At 66.6% G+C, this 14,722-nt stretch carries 23 protein-coding genes and 1 pseudogene; 13 read left to right on the top strand and 11 right to left on the bottom strand.

All coding sequences use genetic code 11. The features are described 5' to 3' along the window. Positions 1 to 55 precede the first annotated feature (55 nt). The 3 genes from GA0070624_RS17085 to GA0070624_RS34790 form a co-directional block, all read right to left on the bottom strand. The gene (locus GA0070624_RS17085) at positions 56 to 379 is read right to left on the bottom strand and encodes an STAS domain-containing protein (RefSeq protein WP_176731740.1); all 324 of its coding nucleotides are present in this window, start codon (positions 377 to 379) and stop codon (positions 56 to 58) included. An 8-nt stretch (positions 380 to 387) separates the two neighbouring features. After that, positions 388 to 846 carry an ATP-binding protein gene (locus GA0070624_RS17080; RefSeq protein WP_091342315.1) on the bottom strand — a complete coding sequence of 153 codons (459 nt, stop codon included), beginning with the start codon at positions 844 to 846 and terminating at the stop codon, positions 388 to 390. 326 nt (positions 847 to 1,172) lie between these two features. After that, positions 1,173 to 1,340 (bottom strand): hypothetical protein, encoded by a 168-nt coding sequence (locus tag GA0070624_RS34790; protein WP_176731739.1) that lies wholly within the window; start codon positions 1,338 to 1,340, stop codon positions 1,173 to 1,175. Positions 1,341 to 1,736: 396 nt separating this feature from the next. Between GA0070624_RS34790 and GA0070624_RS17075 the strand changes: the two genes are divergently transcribed. Beyond that, a complete protein-coding gene (locus tag GA0070624_RS17075) occupies positions 1,737 to 2,231 on the top strand; it encodes a hypothetical protein (protein ID WP_091342313.1) in 495 nt (164 codons plus the stop codon). A gap of 46 nt (positions 2,232 to 2,277) precedes the next feature. Here GA0070624_RS17075 and GA0070624_RS34070 read toward each other — a convergent pair whose 3' ends face one another. Then, positions 2,278 to 2,733: a hypothetical protein gene (locus tag GA0070624_RS34070; protein WP_141715064.1), complete on the bottom strand. Its 456-nt coding sequence runs from the start codon at positions 2,731 to 2,733 to the stop codon at positions 2,278 to 2,280. Positions 2,734 to 2,757: 24 nt separating this feature from the next. Between GA0070624_RS34070 and GA0070624_RS17065 the strand changes: the two genes are divergently transcribed. Together GA0070624_RS17065 and GA0070624_RS17060 are read left to right on the top strand one after the other, a co-directional pair. Continuing rightward, positions 2,758 to 3,825 (top strand): integrase core domain-containing protein, encoded by a 1,068-nt coding sequence (locus GA0070624_RS17065; RefSeq protein ID WP_091342309.1) that lies wholly within the window; start codon positions 2,758 to 2,760, stop codon positions 3,823 to 3,825. Positions 3,826 to 4,043: 218 nt separating this feature from the next. After that, positions 4,044 to 5,662 (top strand): annotated as a pseudogene (locus GA0070624_RS17060) (IS4 family transposase). 208 nt (positions 5,663 to 5,870) lie between these two features. Here GA0070624_RS17060 and GA0070624_RS36430 read toward each other — a convergent pair. Next, positions 5,871 to 6,002, bottom strand: a complete 132-nt coding sequence (locus tag GA0070624_RS36430) for a hypothetical protein (protein ID WP_260428364.1) — start codon at positions 6,000 to 6,002, stop codon at positions 5,871 to 5,873. Positions 6,003 to 6,270: 268 nt separating this feature from the next. Here GA0070624_RS36430 and GA0070624_RS34785 point away from each other — a divergent pair, with 268 nt between their 5' ends. Then, a complete protein-coding gene (locus tag GA0070624_RS34785) occupies positions 6,271 to 6,438 on the top strand; it encodes a hypothetical protein (RefSeq protein ID WP_176731738.1) in 168 nt (55 codons plus the stop codon). Between the two features lie 16 nt (positions 6,439 to 6,454). On the opposite strand, the gene GA0070624_RS17050 is transcribed toward GA0070624_RS34785, so the two are convergent. Both GA0070624_RS17050 and GA0070624_RS17045 read right to left on the bottom strand, forming a co-directional pair. Next, a complete protein-coding gene (locus GA0070624_RS17050) occupies positions 6,455 to 6,748 on the bottom strand; it encodes a hypothetical protein (protein WP_141715063.1) in 294 nt (97 codons plus the stop codon). 114 nt (positions 6,749 to 6,862) lie between these two features. Beyond that, positions 6,863 to 7,282, bottom strand: a complete 420-nt coding sequence (locus GA0070624_RS17045; protein ID WP_091342305.1) for a barstar family protein — start codon at positions 7,280 to 7,282, stop codon at positions 6,863 to 6,865. On the opposite strand from GA0070624_RS17045, the gene GA0070624_RS36865 reads away from it, so the two are divergent. Together GA0070624_RS36865 and GA0070624_RS17035 are read left to right on the top strand one after the other, a co-directional pair. Continuing rightward, positions 7,245 to 7,694 (top strand): Imm32 family immunity protein, encoded by a 450-nt coding sequence (locus GA0070624_RS36865; protein ID WP_425413510.1) that lies wholly within the window; start codon positions 7,245 to 7,247, stop codon positions 7,692 to 7,694. The two genes, GA0070624_RS17045 and GA0070624_RS36865, sit on opposite strands and share 38 nt — an antisense overlap. Positions 7,695 to 7,859: 165 nt before the next feature. Further along, positions 7,860 to 8,327 carry a barstar family protein gene (locus GA0070624_RS17035; RefSeq protein ID WP_091348979.1) on the top strand — a complete coding sequence of 156 codons (468 nt, stop codon included), beginning with the start codon at positions 7,860 to 7,862 and terminating at the stop codon, positions 8,325 to 8,327. Between the two features lie 131 nt (positions 8,328 to 8,458). On the opposite strand, the gene GA0070624_RS17030 is transcribed toward GA0070624_RS17035, so the two are convergent. Next, complete coding sequence (locus tag GA0070624_RS17030; protein ID WP_091342301.1) at positions 8,459 to 8,836, bottom strand: Imm10 family immunity protein; 378 nt, start codon at positions 8,834 to 8,836, stop codon at positions 8,459 to 8,461. A gap of 169 nt (positions 8,837 to 9,005) precedes the next feature. Here GA0070624_RS17030 and GA0070624_RS17025 point away from each other — a divergent pair, with 169 nt between their 5' ends. Beyond that, positions 9,006 to 9,566: a hypothetical protein gene (locus tag GA0070624_RS17025; RefSeq protein ID WP_091342300.1), complete on the top strand. Its 561-nt coding sequence runs from the start codon at positions 9,006 to 9,008 to the stop codon at positions 9,564 to 9,566. A gap of 8 nt (positions 9,567 to 9,574) precedes the next feature. Here the strand turns inward: GA0070624_RS17025 and GA0070624_RS17020 are convergent, their stop codons facing one another. Next, positions 9,575 to 10,477 (bottom strand): IS5 family transposase, encoded by a 903-nt coding sequence (locus GA0070624_RS17020; protein ID WP_091342298.1) that lies wholly within the window; start codon positions 10,475 to 10,477, stop codon positions 9,575 to 9,577. Between the two features lie 212 nt (positions 10,478 to 10,689). On the opposite strand from GA0070624_RS17020, the gene GA0070624_RS36425 reads away from it, so the two are divergent. Further along, a complete protein-coding gene (locus GA0070624_RS36425) occupies positions 10,690 to 10,818 on the top strand; it encodes a hypothetical protein (RefSeq protein WP_281180982.1) in 129 nt (42 codons plus the stop codon). A 68-nt stretch (positions 10,819 to 10,886) separates the two neighbouring features. Further along, positions 10,887 to 11,192, top strand: a complete 306-nt coding sequence (locus GA0070624_RS17010) for a hypothetical protein (protein WP_218105180.1) — start codon at positions 10,887 to 10,889, stop codon at positions 11,190 to 11,192. 136 nt (positions 11,193 to 11,328) lie between these two features. On the opposite strand, the gene GA0070624_RS17005 is transcribed toward GA0070624_RS17010, so the two are convergent. Then, complete coding sequence (locus tag GA0070624_RS17005; RefSeq protein ID WP_091342294.1) at positions 11,329 to 11,694, bottom strand: hypothetical protein; 366 nt, start codon at positions 11,692 to 11,694, stop codon at positions 11,329 to 11,331. A gap of 339 nt (positions 11,695 to 12,033) precedes the next feature. Between GA0070624_RS17005 and GA0070624_RS17000 the strand changes: the two genes are divergently transcribed. The 4 genes from GA0070624_RS17000 (at position 12,034) to GA0070624_RS16985 (ending at position 14,217) form a co-directional block, all read left to right on the top strand. Beyond that, entirely contained in the window at positions 12,034 to 12,426 is a 393-nt protein-coding gene (locus GA0070624_RS17000; protein WP_141715062.1) for a hypothetical protein, read from the top strand. 89 nt (positions 12,427 to 12,515) lie between these two features. Further along, the gene (locus tag GA0070624_RS16995) at positions 12,516 to 12,926 is read left to right on the top strand and encodes a hypothetical protein (RefSeq protein ID WP_091342289.1); all 411 of its coding nucleotides are present in this window, start codon (positions 12,516 to 12,518) and stop codon (positions 12,924 to 12,926) included. Between the two features lie 100 nt (positions 12,927 to 13,026). After that, a complete protein-coding gene (locus GA0070624_RS16990) occupies positions 13,027 to 13,638 on the top strand; it encodes a DUF3592 domain-containing protein (RefSeq protein WP_245718835.1) in 612 nt (203 codons plus the stop codon). A gap of 123 nt (positions 13,639 to 13,761) precedes the next feature. Continuing rightward, positions 13,762 to 14,217 carry a DUF3592 domain-containing protein gene (locus GA0070624_RS16985; protein WP_091342286.1) on the top strand — a complete coding sequence of 152 codons (456 nt, stop codon included), beginning with the start codon at positions 13,762 to 13,764 and terminating at the stop codon, positions 14,215 to 14,217. A 234-nt stretch (positions 14,218 to 14,451) separates the two neighbouring features. Here the strand turns inward: GA0070624_RS16985 and GA0070624_RS16980 are convergent, their stop codons facing one another. Next, the gene (locus tag GA0070624_RS16980) at positions 14,452 to 14,682 is read right to left on the bottom strand and encodes a DUF2188 domain-containing protein (protein WP_091342284.1); all 231 of its coding nucleotides are present in this window, start codon (positions 14,680 to 14,682) and stop codon (positions 14,452 to 14,454) included. Between the last annotated feature and the right edge of the window lie 40 nt (positions 14,683 to 14,722).

Raw genomic sequence — 14,722 nt, 5'->3', positions numbered from 1 at the left:
CTGGCCGCGCCGGCACGACCACAAAGATCCGCGCTGAGAAGTCGGTGGGCCGGATCTAATCGTCGGAGTCGGGCTTGGTGAGCATTGGCAGGATCCCGGTCATCGACAGCACGCGCCGGACATGGCCGGTGGGATTGACCAGGGCGAGGCTGACGCCCGTGTCGGTGGCACGGCTGTGGGCGTTGACGAACGCGTTCAGCACGGTGGAGTCGATGAAGCTGACCCGCGCCAGGTCGACCTGGACGCGGGGCGATTGGGCGATCGCGCCCTGCAGGACGTCCCCCAGCGGGTTGGCTGCGGCGATGTCGAGTTCGCCGAACAGTGTCACGACGGCGGTCCCGTCGCTAACCGTCGTCTCCGACTGCCACGTCTGTTCCACGCTGCACCTCATCCGTTCCCGCTCGACTGTACGCCGGGGAGGCGGGCGGTGACGGTGGCTGTCGTGCCGTGCGGCCCGCTGTCGATGACCAGGCTGTCGGTGAGCTGCTGGGCCAGCCACAGGCCCCGGTGGCCCGGGGTTCGGGGTCGCGGCAGGGCGATCGGAACATCCTCTGTTCCGGGACGGTGGTCGATGACCTGGCAGGACAGGGATACGGCGTCGCGCAGCAGGCGGAGCCGTCCGCTGCCGCCACCGTGGCGCACCACATTGGTGACCAGCTCGTGCACGGCCAAGACGAAGTCCTCCAACGCGTCACCAGCGAGCCCGGCCGCGCCGGCGGCCGCGGCGACCGCGTGCCGCAGCCGCGTCACCGCCACCTCGGTGATCGATTCCGACAGTAGGATCACGCCGCCCCGGACACCGTCCAGGTCGCCCCTACCAGCCCCGACGTGGCCACGCCAGCTCACCCGGGCACCCTACAGGCGGTGGACGACCACCGCATGCGATGGGACGTCGGGTGGGACAACCTCCTGCCTGGCCACGGCCTGGCTAAACGCCTGCCCGCTCTGCACCGTGACGCTGGGCCTGCCTAGTATGTTCCTCCGATGCGCCGATGACCGGTTTGAGAGGTCGGGGTGCGCGGCCACCCATCCGGAGCGGTATGCCCCTCGCCCCCCGGGGTACCCGCATGGCGCACAGGAAGGCCCCGTTCCCCCCAGAACGGGGTCTTCCGCGCGATGAGCAGCCGGTTAGCACCAGGCACCCGGGCAGCTCGGGTCGAGCAGACTGTTGTCTATCCGCCCTGCTGATGGCGCCGGATCTGCTCCTCGAGCACTGCAAGGCGCGCATGGATATCGGCCAGCTGCGCTGCCGCGCGCCTAGCGCGAACGTGCAGTTCTGCCATCTCCCGGTTGAGTTGGTCCTCGGCGTGATCCGCGGCAGGAGCGGGCACCGTCGTCATCCCTGATCTCCCCATGCTTGAGCAACCCGCAGAGGGGCAGCGAGTTACGCAGGCCGTACCCCGATCGCAGAGCAGGAAAACCATCGGCACCGCCTCGATAGAGCAGGTCGAGCCCTGGCGCCGACACGATCAAGGAAGCAACGTCGGCGCAGCGGTCGGCCCTGCAGCCGCACAGTCGGGGGCCGCAGGAGTTCTGGGAGAGCCGTCAGCCGCCGACGGCAGGACGACGTTCCTGAGAGGACGATGTAACGAGCAAGCGGTTGGTTGCGCTGATGTTGGCGGCAGGGATGGCAATCGGACCGGCGCCTGGTAGCCGGTGGCGAAACCGGCGATATCCGGACGACTCATCCTTTGATATTCGAGCCGCCGGCGAACGGCGAGCTGGGTGGAGGCCTCATGGTGATGGATCTTTCCGCGGTCGCGCGGGAGCGGGCGGTGCTCGCGACCATTGCCGATGCGATGGTGACAGCGTCGGTCGGCAGAGGTCTGCGCGTAGAGGTCGCCTGCCCGGATACACACCTAGCTGTCGTCGATCACCTCGCTCAGGCGCTGCACGTCCGCGGCCGGCCATGCCGCAGCCTTGCCTCGAAGCCGAACCCGTCAAGCACTGTCAGCTTGCCGTCACGTCCTGAAGAGAACCGTTCGACCGTGCTCGTGGTCAGCAGCGGCCCGTCTGGGACGACAGACGATGACGTGGAGCGCTTGGACATCAACGTGACTGTCGGCGCCCCACGGGACCACCGAGGGGGTCTTAGCCACCAGAGGCCGGATGAGGGCCATACAGACGCCGACCATGAGCCGGACATCATCCTCGCCTATCACGAATCCGACGGGCCGATGATCCGCCACATGGCATCCCACCTGTCATCGCCACCACTCGCCCCGCAGTAGCAGCGGCGGAGGCACCGACGCGGCACGGGGAGTGGATCACGAGTACCTACCAGGGTCCGTCGCCGTATTTGTCTCCGCAGGCGTCCAGAAAGTCAAGCTGGGCTTGGGCGATATCGATGTTCGTGTCGGGCCCTGGGGCGGCGCTGGCCGCTCCTGCCGCCGTCACGAGGCCCCGCCCAGGCAGAGAGAACTTCGGGTCGACGATCAGCTCGCCGCGCTGTCCGGCAGCCAGGTTCGCGTCCGGGTCGAAGTTGTTGCTGTTGCCGAGGTCGGCGATCGTGTTGCACAAACGGCGGATGGTCGCGTCGTCGGCGATGGGCGCAGGTGCGGTTGTCACCGGCGCTGCGGAGGTGGTGGCCGGCGTGGCGGCCGTGCCATTGACGGATGAAGCGATGGGCTCAGTCTCGCTGGAGCAGCCAGCCAGGGCTGCCACGAACAGGGCGGCGGGGTGTCGGGTGCCAAAAGCCGCATACGGTCGTTGATCAGGCGCAATGGCCTGCACCGCTGTCGGGCAGGATCGTTGCTCGTGTCGCTACGCATGCTCTACCTCGTGTTCTGCCGCATCGCCGAGTGGCTGACCCTGCTCGCCGAGAGCAGTGCGGCCAAGGACGTGGAGATCCTGGTCCTCCGTCACGAGAACGCAGTGCTACGCCGGGCCAACCCGAGGCCGCGGTTGGACTGGGCCGACCGGGCCACGCTCAGCGCCCTGATCAGGCTTCTCCCCCGCGCGCTGAAGATGCACCGGCTCGTCACTCCCGCCACGGTCCTTGCCTGGCATCGCCGGCTGGTCGCCCGGCACTGGACCTATCCAAACCGGCGGGGGCGCCCATCGATCGACCCGGCCATCGTTGCTCTGATTGAGCAGATGGCCCGGGATAATCCCGGATGGGGCTACCAACGCATCCAGGGTGAGCTGCTCGGCCTTGGCTACCGCGTCGGCGCGTCCACCATCCGACGGGTCCTCCGACGTTGCGGGGTACCGCCGGTGCCGCTGCGACGTGACCACACCACCTGGCGGCGGTTCCTGTCTGCCCAGGCGTCGACCCTGCTCGCCTGCGATTTCTTTCATGTGGACTGCGCGCTCACCCTCAAGCGCCTGTACGTGTTCTTCGTGCTCGAGGTCGGCAGCCGTTACGTCCACATTCTCGGCGTCACCGCCAATCCCGACGGACCGTGGACAGCGCAGCAAGCCCGCAATCTGCTCATCGACCTCGGCGAACGGGCCGCGCAGTTCAAGGTCCTCATCCGGGACCGGGCCGGGCAGTTCACCGCCGCCTTCGACGCCGTGCTGGCCGACGCCGGCATCACCGTATGCAAGATCCCACCACGTAGCCCACGAGCCAACGCCTACGCGGAAAGGTTCGTCCTCACCGCCCGCAGCGAGGTCACCGACCGCATACTCATCGTCGGCGAACGACACCTACGCCAAACGCTCGGCGAGTACGCCGGCCACTACAACGGGCGACGGCCACATCGAGCCCTCGCGCTGCAGCCCCCACGATCCGACCGACCCGTCATCGACTTCACTCATGAGCGGATCAGACGCCGCCCCGTCCTCGGAGGGCTCATCACCGAGTACGAACGAGCAGCATAGAAGTCCAGCTCCACCACCAGTGACAGCGTTATGGAACCCCACGGGTCCGACTCGCGATACAAGCGCACAGCGCGCTGACGCAACTCGTCGGGATACTTCCAAGACCACGAAGTTAAGGCCGTCGGGTGACGTGTCAAGCTGGTCTGGGTCTCTGGGATCGAGACCGTTGGGCTCCTGATAGGACAAGGCGTTCGCCAAGATCGTCTTGAGGGGTCCTGTTGTCCGAGCGAAGCTCAACTGTCGTGCTTTCCCGCGCCGTCACTGTGGCTGAAGGCGTCTTCGCTCCTGGCCACTTGGGGGAGCTGACCAGGCAAGTCCCGTTCGAGCTCGTGGATGACGTGCTGGAGCGCACCCGCACGACGCAGAGCCGGTTGCGGCTGCTGCCCTCGCGGGTAGGGGTCTACTTCACCCTGGCTCTGGCGTTGTTTCCGATGCTTGGCCACGCGCGGGTATGGGACAAGCTGGTCGCAGGCCTCGACGGGTTGTCCCTGCGTCGGCCATCGGAGAAGGCGCTGCGAGATGTTCGCCGCCGGCTGGGTCCGGCCCCGATAAAGCTGCTGTTCGAGACTCTCGCCGGGCCGGTTGCCCGGCCGCACGTTCCGGGCGTGCGCTACCGGCGCTGGCGGACCGTCGCGTTCGATGGATGCAGCTCAACCAAGGCGCCGGACCGACCACGAGCGGCCGCGTGGCTGGGGAAGATCAAGCACCGCTTCGGCCAGGACGGATACCCGATGCTGCGGATCGTCGCCTTGTGCGAGACGGGCACCCGTTCCCTTCTCGGCGCGGTGTTCGGTCCCGTTGACGTCAGCGAGAACGCGTATGCCGAGCAACTACTCCCGCTGCTCGATGACGGCATGCTGCTGCTCAACGACCGCGGCTTCGACGCTGACGACTTCCTCGCCAAGGCGGCCGGCACCGGCGCTCAACTGCTGGTCCGGCTCAAAGGCCGCCGAACCCCGGCCAGACAAGCATGCCTTCCCGACGGCACCTACCTCACCCGGATCAACGGGATAGCTCTTCGCATCATCGACGCCCACATCAGCGTGACCACCGGCAAAGGACTTCAACTGGGCGGCGACTACCGGCTAGCCACCACCCTGACCGATCACCGACGCTATCCCGCGCATGAGCTCATCACGCTCTACCACGAACGATGGGAAGTCGAATCGGCCTTCTACTCACTACGCCACACCCTCCTGCAAGGGCTCGTCCTGCGCTCGCAGGACGCTTACGGCATCGAACAAGAAATCTGGGCCCAGCTCACGCTCTACCAGGCTCTTCGTCGCGCCATGGCGGAAGCCGTCGAGTCCGTTCCCGGCACCGACCCCGACCGGGCCGCGTTCACCGTCGCTGTCGAGACAGCCCGAGATCAAGTCGTCGCCGCCGCCGGCATACTCCCACCGCCGTCGAGTCAACGCCGGGCCGAATCGCCCAAGCTGTCCTTACCAACCTGCTGCCTCCACGTCGCCCACGCATTTCCCCTCGCCGGGTGAAGTGCCCCATCTCCCGATACGCAGCACCAGCAGCACAACGCCTGATCAACGGAGCGGCACCAATCACCAGCACCACGATCACCGTGCTGCCCGCCTCGACATCTCACCCCGACGGCCGACGCGACCGAACCTTGCAACTCATGCGCACTGATCCGCACCGACCATGGACCGCACGCGAAATCGCCGCCGGCCTCGGCCTCACCCACCACCGAGGCCTGACCGCCGAGCTATGCCGCTGGGCCAAGGAGACCATGCTCACGCGAACAGCCCCCGGCACCTACGCCCTCACCCACGAATGGACCCACCCCGACCAGCCCGCATATCAACCATCCACGCCAAGTTGACAGGCCAATCAGCGCCTTAACTTCGTGGTCTTGGGATACTTCTTCGGTGCTGCCACGGACGACTTCCTCCCCACGGCCACCAGACCATGGTCAAGAAGCTCCATGAAAGCGGGGGTGGCTCACTTCCAAGCCGTGTTAGCCGTCACCGAAGGTGACGGCTAACAAACCCGGTGCGGTACCGGCGCCGGAGTGTCGACGATCTGGCAGGTCAGGTGACCCCGATGTTCAGGTAGAAGTGGCCGAGCTTGAGCGAAAGCGAGGCGCCTCCGAAGTGGTGTATGAGCAGCGCCAACAGGATGACGATCAAGATGCAGACGACGAGCCAGATCAGGAACCACACGAACCCTGGGATCCCGTAGCGACCGACGCGAGCCATTAGGCTCGCCCCCTCGCGGTCGGCGCTGCAGCACGCACCGCCACGCATGGACGTGTCGGTTGTCGGTAACTGCGCCCGGCGCTAGCGGACGTCTCCATACAGTCTCCTTCGTTGAGGTGTCCGCGAAATTTCCCTACCGCGGTGCGCGTCAAACCGGGACGGAGGAGCTCGCTTCAGGATGCCGCCGGGGCCGGGGCCGCGTCGGTGCTGTCGGTGAACGGCACGTTCAAGCGTGCCCCCGGTCTACGGGTCCAGTGCCGAGGAGGTCAACGCCAAGCTCACCGAGATCAAGGCACGCTTCAACCGCGGGTTGCCGGCCGAGGCCACCGTCTGGACGGTCAAGGCGTACGCGGTCTACTGGCTCGATCAGGTGGCCGGGCTGGTGCGCGCCGCCGGCTGACCCATCGGGGTCAGGCTCACTCGTCGCCCTTCGTCTCAGGCTCGCCCGCGTCCAGGTAGGCCTCCGGGCACGGGTCCGTCTCGGCCTCGGCCTGCGGCTCGTCGCCGGCCGCCTCCTCGGCCTCGGTGGCGCGATCGGGCTCGACATCGTGCTCGGGCAGCTGCACGTCGACGACCGGCGCCACGCCCTCGCCGTCCTCCACGTAGCCCTCCACGTCGTCGTACTCCAGCTCGACCTCGGCGTCGTCCGGCCCTGGCGGGGCGCCGATGACGTGGGGACGTCCAGGACAGTCGATCTTTGGCGCACTCATCGTCTCTGCCGGCCCGATGCCGACGCGCGGACGCTTCCCGCCCACGTCACACCCGCTAGACCGTCCTAGGAGGATCGGCGTCGGTCAGTTGACCGTTTCATCCGGCCCCTGTGGCTAGACCAACTCGAGGACGATGCCGTCTTCGGATTCGTTGCCGCCGGGACCGTGGTCGTGGATGATCTCTACGATCATGTCGAAAAGGGTCGGCCCCTGGCCACGCCGCGCGTTGCTGATCCTGGCCTCGACGTTCGCACGGTTCGATGGGTCGCAGGTGAGGAGAATCTGCTTTAGCCATCGGATTGTCGCGTCGTAACCGAGCGCGGCCCGAGACGACTCAGAGTTGACCCACCTCAGCACCCATCCGGTCTCGGGGGTTCCGAAGCCTCCTCGGAGGATGTCGTTGAAGGCATCCAGGTTTCCGTGCCAGGTATAGCGACAAAGCAGCTGCGAAAACTCGCGTGCGAAGCCGTCGAAATCGGAGAACGAGGCTCCGTCGATGACAAGGACGGGAAGGACATCGCTCTGGTTGGTCACGATCCAAGTATGGGGCGCGACTCATGGCATCCGCTTCTGCCGCCGAGGGCGGTCGGTGGCCACGGTGCGATTACCGCAGACTCCAAGTGGCGGTGACCGAACCCAGCGACGGCTGGGCGTGGGGCACACTCGCTGCGTGGATGAGATCGTGTTGTCGGTGCCTGGCTACGACAGGACGCGTGGCGTTGTCGCGCCCGTGGAGGGTGGCACAGTGTCCGTAGAGATCGTGGACGGCTCGGTTGAGATCTTTGGCGACCGAGCAGGGCCGCGGGATCTCGCACGATGGTGCCTCGCCCTCTCCGACGAGCGGGCACCGTGTGGGGCCCACATCCACCTCGACCCAGGGACCCTCCCGCTGAGTCTTGACTCGGCCCCTTTGATGCTGGCCCGCGACCCGCGGGAGGGCTATTAGCAGGATCGGGCGACGGCAGCGGGCGGCGAGGCGACCCCACTGGCTCGCCACCCGCTGGGCGTCTCCGGAGATGAATGCCGGTACCTAGATCCTTCGACCACTAGCGTTCGCGGTGTCGGATGGAAACGCTGCTGCAGCAGCTGCTGGCACAAGATCAGGGTGAAGATGAGTGACTGGTGGGACGGCTCTGGCGATGCACTGACGGTGTGCCCGCGCAGTGCGGTCGTGCAGGTAGGGGCGATCCTGCCGGAGACGGGCAGGCTCGTCGTCGCCCGGTTGGACGGGGCGAAGATGACGGATGCGAACCTTGTCTTCTACGAGTTCTCCGACGCGCTGCTCTTTCCCGGCTACTTCGGCTGGAACTGGGACGCGTTGTCCGACTGCCTCCGTGACCTGAACTGGATGCCCGCCGATGCCTACGTCATCGTGGTTGACCGTGCGCCACTGCTGATGTCCGGCAGCTTCGACGAGCGGCAGATTCTATTTAGGGTCCTGTCGCGCGCCGTTCGTACCTGGGCTAACCCGGTCGGTCGGCCGTACGGCAAGGGCGTCCCGTTCAGGGTGCTGCTGCTGTGCGACCGAGACGAGGAGGCCGTGGAACTGGAACGGGAGATCGCCAGCCTCCAGCTTTAATTGGCGTCGTCGCATTGGGCCGCGGCGCGGACCGGGCTGAACTGCGGGACCTCGCCTGTCGCCCAACGCGGCAGACGTTTCTGGTCAGAGCACCAACAGCGCTTGCTGCATCGGGGCAAGGGGCTGAAAGGCTAGACGTCGAGTCGTCGCGGGACATCTTCCGGGTGACCGGAGGTGAGGACCCGAGTAAGCCCGCGGCGTAGGAGCTGCAGCTGGTCAGGGGGCAGCATGAGTGAAAAGCGCAGCTCCGTGGGGGTACCCAACTCCTCGGCAGCGGACTCGCTGAGAAGGAGATGCAGCTGGTCGTCGCTGACGGTGCATTCGATGACCCCGCCATAGAACGTCGCCTGGCCAGGGTCAATGACCAGGCAGTAGCTGTCCTCGTCGTCGTAGCCCTCCTGGAACACGAGCGACCGCGCCTCCGGGTCAGTGCTCTCGCGAACGCCCACCATGTAGATGTCGGCGTCGTACTCGTCGGTTGCGCCCACGTCACGCAGGACCTCAGGCACCCACCACTTCGTGCCGCCGCTGTTGGCCGTCGCCAGTTCCTCATCTCCGAAGTTCGGCGTCGGCGCAGCCTAACGAGCGAGCGGTTCGATCCGCCGTCCTCACCGTTCTAGCCCCTGATTCGGATGCGACTGCCCGACCGACGATGGATGGTCGAGGACTCGTATTCTCATGGCCATGAAGACGCGCAGGCCGCTGCTGGTGGCTTTACTCGGCGCGTCTGCTGCGATGTTGCTGGCGGTCGTCGGGTGCGTCGCGGCCGGGTTCCTGCTCGTCGGTGACGATTCGGCGGAGACGCGCACGTGCCAGGAGTCCGTGCATGCCGCAGAGGCAAAGGTCCGCACCGACCGTTGGGACCCTCCGGAGGACTTGCCGGGCCTCGGTGAGTACCCAGAAATCCACTGGCAGTTGCGCGCCTCGGGCAACCCATGTTCGAGAATGCCCGGCCCGACGGACTGGGCGTACCAGGGCGTGGTCAAGCTGCGCCCGGAGGACGCGCAGTGGTTGGCGAAGCGGTACGAATTCGTGCCGTACGAATCTGTCAATCTGGATGAACTCCCGCACGACAGCAGCCCCGCAGACGTTTGGCCGGCCCTGACGCCGTTCCTGCCCACCGAGTCGCGGTGGCTGCACAGCAGGTCGTACAACGAAACAGACCCGTCGCCGCGGTGGCGGGTCGCGTTCCTCGACGTCGAGCACCAGACACTCGTCTTCATGCTCAACGACCACTAGCCCGTGTTTCATAAGGCTCGGAGCCACTGGTTGATGATGGCGACGGTGACGGTGGCTTCGAAGCGGACGGCGAGTTTGTCGTAGCGGGTGACCATGGCGCGGTGCTGTTTGAGCTGGTTGATGCCGCACTCCACGGCGTGCCGCAATCGGTAGTCGACCGGGTTGAAGGCGGGTGGTCGTCCGCCTTTGGATCCCTTGGCCTTACGGTGAGCGTCCTGGTCGGCCTTGCTCGGGATGCAGACCCGGATCTTTCGGCGGCGGGCATACCCGCGGTTGCCGCGGCTGGTGTACGCCTTGTCGGCCAGGACCAGGTCGGGACGAGTCCGGGGCCGGCCGCCGCCGACCCGGTACACCTTGATCCGCTCCAGCACGGTGATGAACTGCGGGCTGTCTCCGCGCTGCCCACCGGTGATCACCACGGTGAGGGTCTTACGGCCCTGCTCGCAGGCCAGGTGCGTCTTGGTGGTGAACCCGCCCCGGGAACGACCCAGCCCATGATCGGCAGGCTCGGTGGCAACACCACCCGGCGGCTCCTTCTGCAGGTGACCGTCCCGGCGGGCGCCCGCAGCGTGCTGGTGAGCGCGGCTGATCGTGGAATCGACGCTCACCGTCCAGTCGATCTTCCCGGCGGCGTCTGCCCCGGCCTGCAACCCTGCCAGGACCTTCGCCCACGTGCCGTCACGCTGCCAGCGCCGGAACCAGCGATACAAGGTCTGCCAAGGCCCATACACCTCCGGCACATCCCGCCACGGCGTCCCGGTCCGGACCCGCCACCGGATCCCGTCGATGATCTGCCGTTTCGTCCAACGCGGCGGACGCCCCCGGCCCGGCTCCACAGGCAGAACAGGCCGCAGCCCCGCCCACTGAGCGTCGGTGAGATCGTGCCGCCTCGCTGCCGCTACCCTGGGCACGAGGTCTCCGGTCGGTCTTCGGTTTGCTTGGTCGCTAACCGATCTACCGGAGACCTCCTCTCTTATCGATCACCGCCACGCCGGCTTCTCACCGCCTAGCAGAGCCTTACGAAACACGGGCTAGGGCCGCCGCCATGACCTACTGGCCGATCGCGTGCCTCCGCTGGTGGTTGATGTACCCGAGGGCGGGACTCCTTCACCTTGACGAACGCATGACGACGGCCACCCAGGACCGGTGGCAGGAGGTCAACGCACGCCACCTCGTCGCCCTGGTCCGCCCTACAGCCACGTTCGTCAGCGGTCATCTCGTCGAGCGCCGCGTCCAGCAGGTCGCAGCATGACTGCGGACGGCAGGCAACCAGAGTGGCCCACCGACAAACTGACCGCGCTGCGTCTCGGGCGACGCTTGGTGACCGAGGTACCCGCCTCCGGACCAGGGCGACGAGCGTTCGTCGAGATCCGACCTATCGCGACCGCCGCCGGCTCCGACGCGCGACGGCGGGGCTGGACCCGATCCGACCGTGATCGCACCTTCAAGCTGGAGCACTGGGACTACGACGCCGACCAGATCTCCGGCTTCGACTACGACATCGGTGCGATCCTCGTGGCAGCAAAGACCGTCATCGGCGAGGCTCAGCTCGTCGCGGCCCTCGAAGCATGGAAGCTGCGGCCTGACCAGTTCCTCCACCCCTGGCAGACCGACGACCCGAAGTAGCAGGCAACCTCACCGCAGAAACCAACCGATCCACAGGTCAGGACGGTTCCTCCCCGATGACCGGCAGCAGGCGCGCAGGTGACATCGCGACAGGTTCCCACAACACTGACGGTGACGCTGCCCGGGGGAATCTCCTTCAGCTTGGGACTCCCGGTCGGGTTGCCTCAGCCGGGGTCGCATCAGTCAACAGGCGAAGGATCTCGGCGGCGACCGGGGGCCGCTGGTCGCCGGCACAGTCGGTTGACGTCACGAGGACGCGTTCGATTTGCACCGTGGAGACCAGCCCTTCCCGGCATGGCAGCCGGTACCCGCGCACCAGGTCTGTTTCCCTCTCCAAGGCTGGGTCGTGCGCCAGCTCCTGCAACCGGCTCGCCTGGTCGGGGTTGAGCCGCCCGTCGTGCTGTTTGCCGTCGCCCGCGCAATTGCTGCACTTCCAGGTCCCGCTCGGGTCGACCCTCAGCATGCGGGTGGGTGCGCCGCCCGCCATCTGCGCCAGGACCACTGTGGCCGGTTTCGTGGTCGACGGTCGCGTGGTGGTCGTTGGGTGAGGCGACGCTACAGGGGCAGTGGCGCTCCGGGCGCCGCTTGTCGAGCAGCTCGCGATCATCAGGGCGGCGAGGGGCAGGGCAAGTAGGAGCCGGACCGGATTGAGCCCCCGACTGTTGATCACAGGACGCATCGTATAGCTCTGCATGCGTGACCCCTACGTGACCCGACCCGCCGCCAGGACAGCACGGCGGGCCAACCCAGCAGGGGACTTGCCAAGGTAGCGGCGGTTGGCCAAGGCGGGTCGATGGCAGACCGGGTGGTGCTGCAGCTTGGCTTTTGTAGCATGCGGCGCATGCGCGACAAGCCCGCATGGGCGCACGTGGTCTCGGTGGCTTTGATCACGGTGTTCGCCTGGTGTGCGTACGGGTTGTTGTCCCGGGGCATCGACGCTATGCGGGCATCGGAGTTCGGTATCCCGGGGACCGTCGTGGCGACCGAGTGTGAGCCCTTTCGGAAGGCGTCAACCTGCGAAGGCGTGTTCCGCTCAGACGACGGCAAGGTCGTCATCGACCGGGTGGCCTTTCACCCAGAGGTCAGGCAATGGCCGATGGACCCGCTCCGTCTCACCGTCAGTTCGCCATCGGCGCCATTCGCGCACCCAGAAGGCGAGTGGTGGGCGCAGGTCGGCAGGGACTTGTACTTTGCGGCCATGGTCTTGCTGGTCGTCCGCTGGCACCTGCGATAGGAAGCTGAGCCGGCGTCTGCGCCCGTAACGCCGCCCCGCTCTTGCAAGGGATCCGAAACCACTGGATTCGGCGAAAGGAGCAGAGGGCCATGGCGGACTACGGCCTCGTGGTGGGCGGTGTCGACCAGGGGCAGTCATTCGAGCGGCTGGTGGACCTGGTCGCCGGGGTGACCGGGGCGACCGGTCGGGAGGTGCCCGGCGAGAGCCAATCGGTAATGGGTACCCTCGCCGGCGGTCACGTCTGGGTGTGGTTCGACGGCCTCACCGACTTGGAGCCGTTCGACAACCACCCGTACGTCGTCGATCTGAAGCTGGAGTATCCGTCCCGGGAACCGGAACTGGCGGACAAGATCTTCACTGCTCTCGTCGCCGACGGCTACCAGGTGATCCTGCTGGAAGACGGCGGCATGATCCGCTCCTCGCATTACCGCGAGGATGGTGACGACGCCGGGGCCGACACACGCGGTGGTCAGGGCGGGTCTCCGGACCGCCGGAGCTGAGGACCGATGCAGCTCATCTCGTGCATCAAGCCCGGCCCACAGTTGGCACTTGCCGTCCCACCTCCTGGATTGACGCCATGCCCAACCGGGGGGTGGCCGAGTGGCGCATGTGCCTTGGCCCGGGGTTGCGTCATCGCCGCATGATGATCGCGTGATCATGCAGCGACGCTCATCGGCGTGGGCGACCCTCGGCAGCGTGTTGCTGGTTGTGGCAGGCGGCGCGCTGCTGTGGCTGCCGTTCCATACCCAGTACGCGCTCGACGACTGGCAGACCCAACTGCGAGCCACGGGTGTGCCGGCGCGAGCGGTTGTCCAAGACCAGGTGACGAAGTCCGGCGGCAACCGGACAAGCCCGTCGACCACAATGTATTTCCGTTACGAGGTGGCCGGCCGGACGTACGAGCAGGAGGTCGGCTGCGTCGAGGTGTGCCGATCAATCGGCGAGGAGGTGCCGATCTGGGTGAACCCGGCCGATCCGGGTGATTTCGTCACCGACTTTGACCAGCTCAGCGGACACCGAGGCCGCATCCAGGGAGGGCTGGGCGTCGCCGGATTCGTGATCCTGGTCGTCGCGGTTCCGCCGCTGCTGTCCCGCATCCCGTTCCAGCGCTGGTTTCCTCCGCGTAAGCCGCGGCGCCGGTCCATTGCCCCGGTTCCGGGAGGTGCCGGGTTCACGATCCGCTCCAAGCACAAGCAGGGCAGCCGAAAGTAAGCAGTCCGCCGATGGGGTCTGAGGGTTCGCCGGCTAGACCAGTCCGCTGTTCGCAGTCCACTGCTCGCTGCTCGCACGTTGCTGCACTGAGCTGCAGAGGGATCGAGAGGTTGGAGGACCCGATTGGCGAACTTGTTCGGTGGACGGCGGCTGAGGAGCGTCGTGGCTGTCTTCCTAGGCACCCTCCTGATCGGTAGTGGACTTGTGCTTTCGGCCCGGCTGGGTACGGCGATCGACGAGAGGGTGCGCACCGGGGCCCGAGCGACTGGTCGGGTCGTCCACGTAGAGCGGTTTAAGGTCAGTCGTTCGTTCGCGGCGACGAGGTTGACGGTGAACTACACGTTCGGCGGCGTGCGGCACCGGGAGCGGCTTTCCAGCGAACTCGACGAGGGTCGGTATCGCAACGGTGACGTGCTGACCCTGCACGTCGACCGATCGGACCCGACGAAGGCGGCCACGGCTGAGGGGTACGCGACAGAGGACCTGCTTCTTCAGCTGCCTGCCCTCCTGGAGGGCCTCGGAATCGTCGTGATCATGCTGTCACTGGCTCTGCTCAGGACAGGCGCACCGGCCGAGTAGGCGGGCCAACCAGACTTCCCGCCCGGCCAGGCTGCAGCTCGTTCAGCCTGTAACGGCGGTAGCGGTTGGCAGTGACGGTGCGGCGCGCTCGACTCCCGTCGGTGTCGTGCGCGAAGCCGGCGCGGCTGTGGCCCACTGGCGGTGGCGTCCGGAGATCCGGACGGCACCGAATTGATCAACAGGGCTTCAGTAGCCGTTGGGGGCGCGCCAGCAGTGCTGGTAGCGACAAGCAGTTCAGCCTTTGGTCTCGCGAGGGTCACGGCTGCGGGGGTAGGTGTTCCTCTCGCCGATCGTGCCATCCTTCTTTTTGATCACGTGCTCGACGCCGCGCTGAGTGGCCATCTGTCGGCCGGCGGCTTCCGCTTCTGCCTTTGTGTCGCGCGCGCTGCTCGCCCGCTGGTTGCCCGCTGGGCGATTCTTCCACTGCCCGTCCTCGTAGTAAGTTTCGATGTCGCCCTTTGCCATGTCGTGGCCTCCCTGGTCGCATGGTCGGTCACGAATATCT

Source organism: Micromonospora rhizosphaerae (assembly GCF_900091465.1).
GTDB classification, from domain to species: domain Bacteria; phylum Actinomycetota; class Actinomycetes; order Mycobacteriales; family Micromonosporaceae; genus Micromonospora; species Micromonospora rhizosphaerae.
The sequence above is the reverse complement of the archived record's forward strand: the minus strand, read 5'-3'. Positions and strand labels throughout refer to the sequence as shown.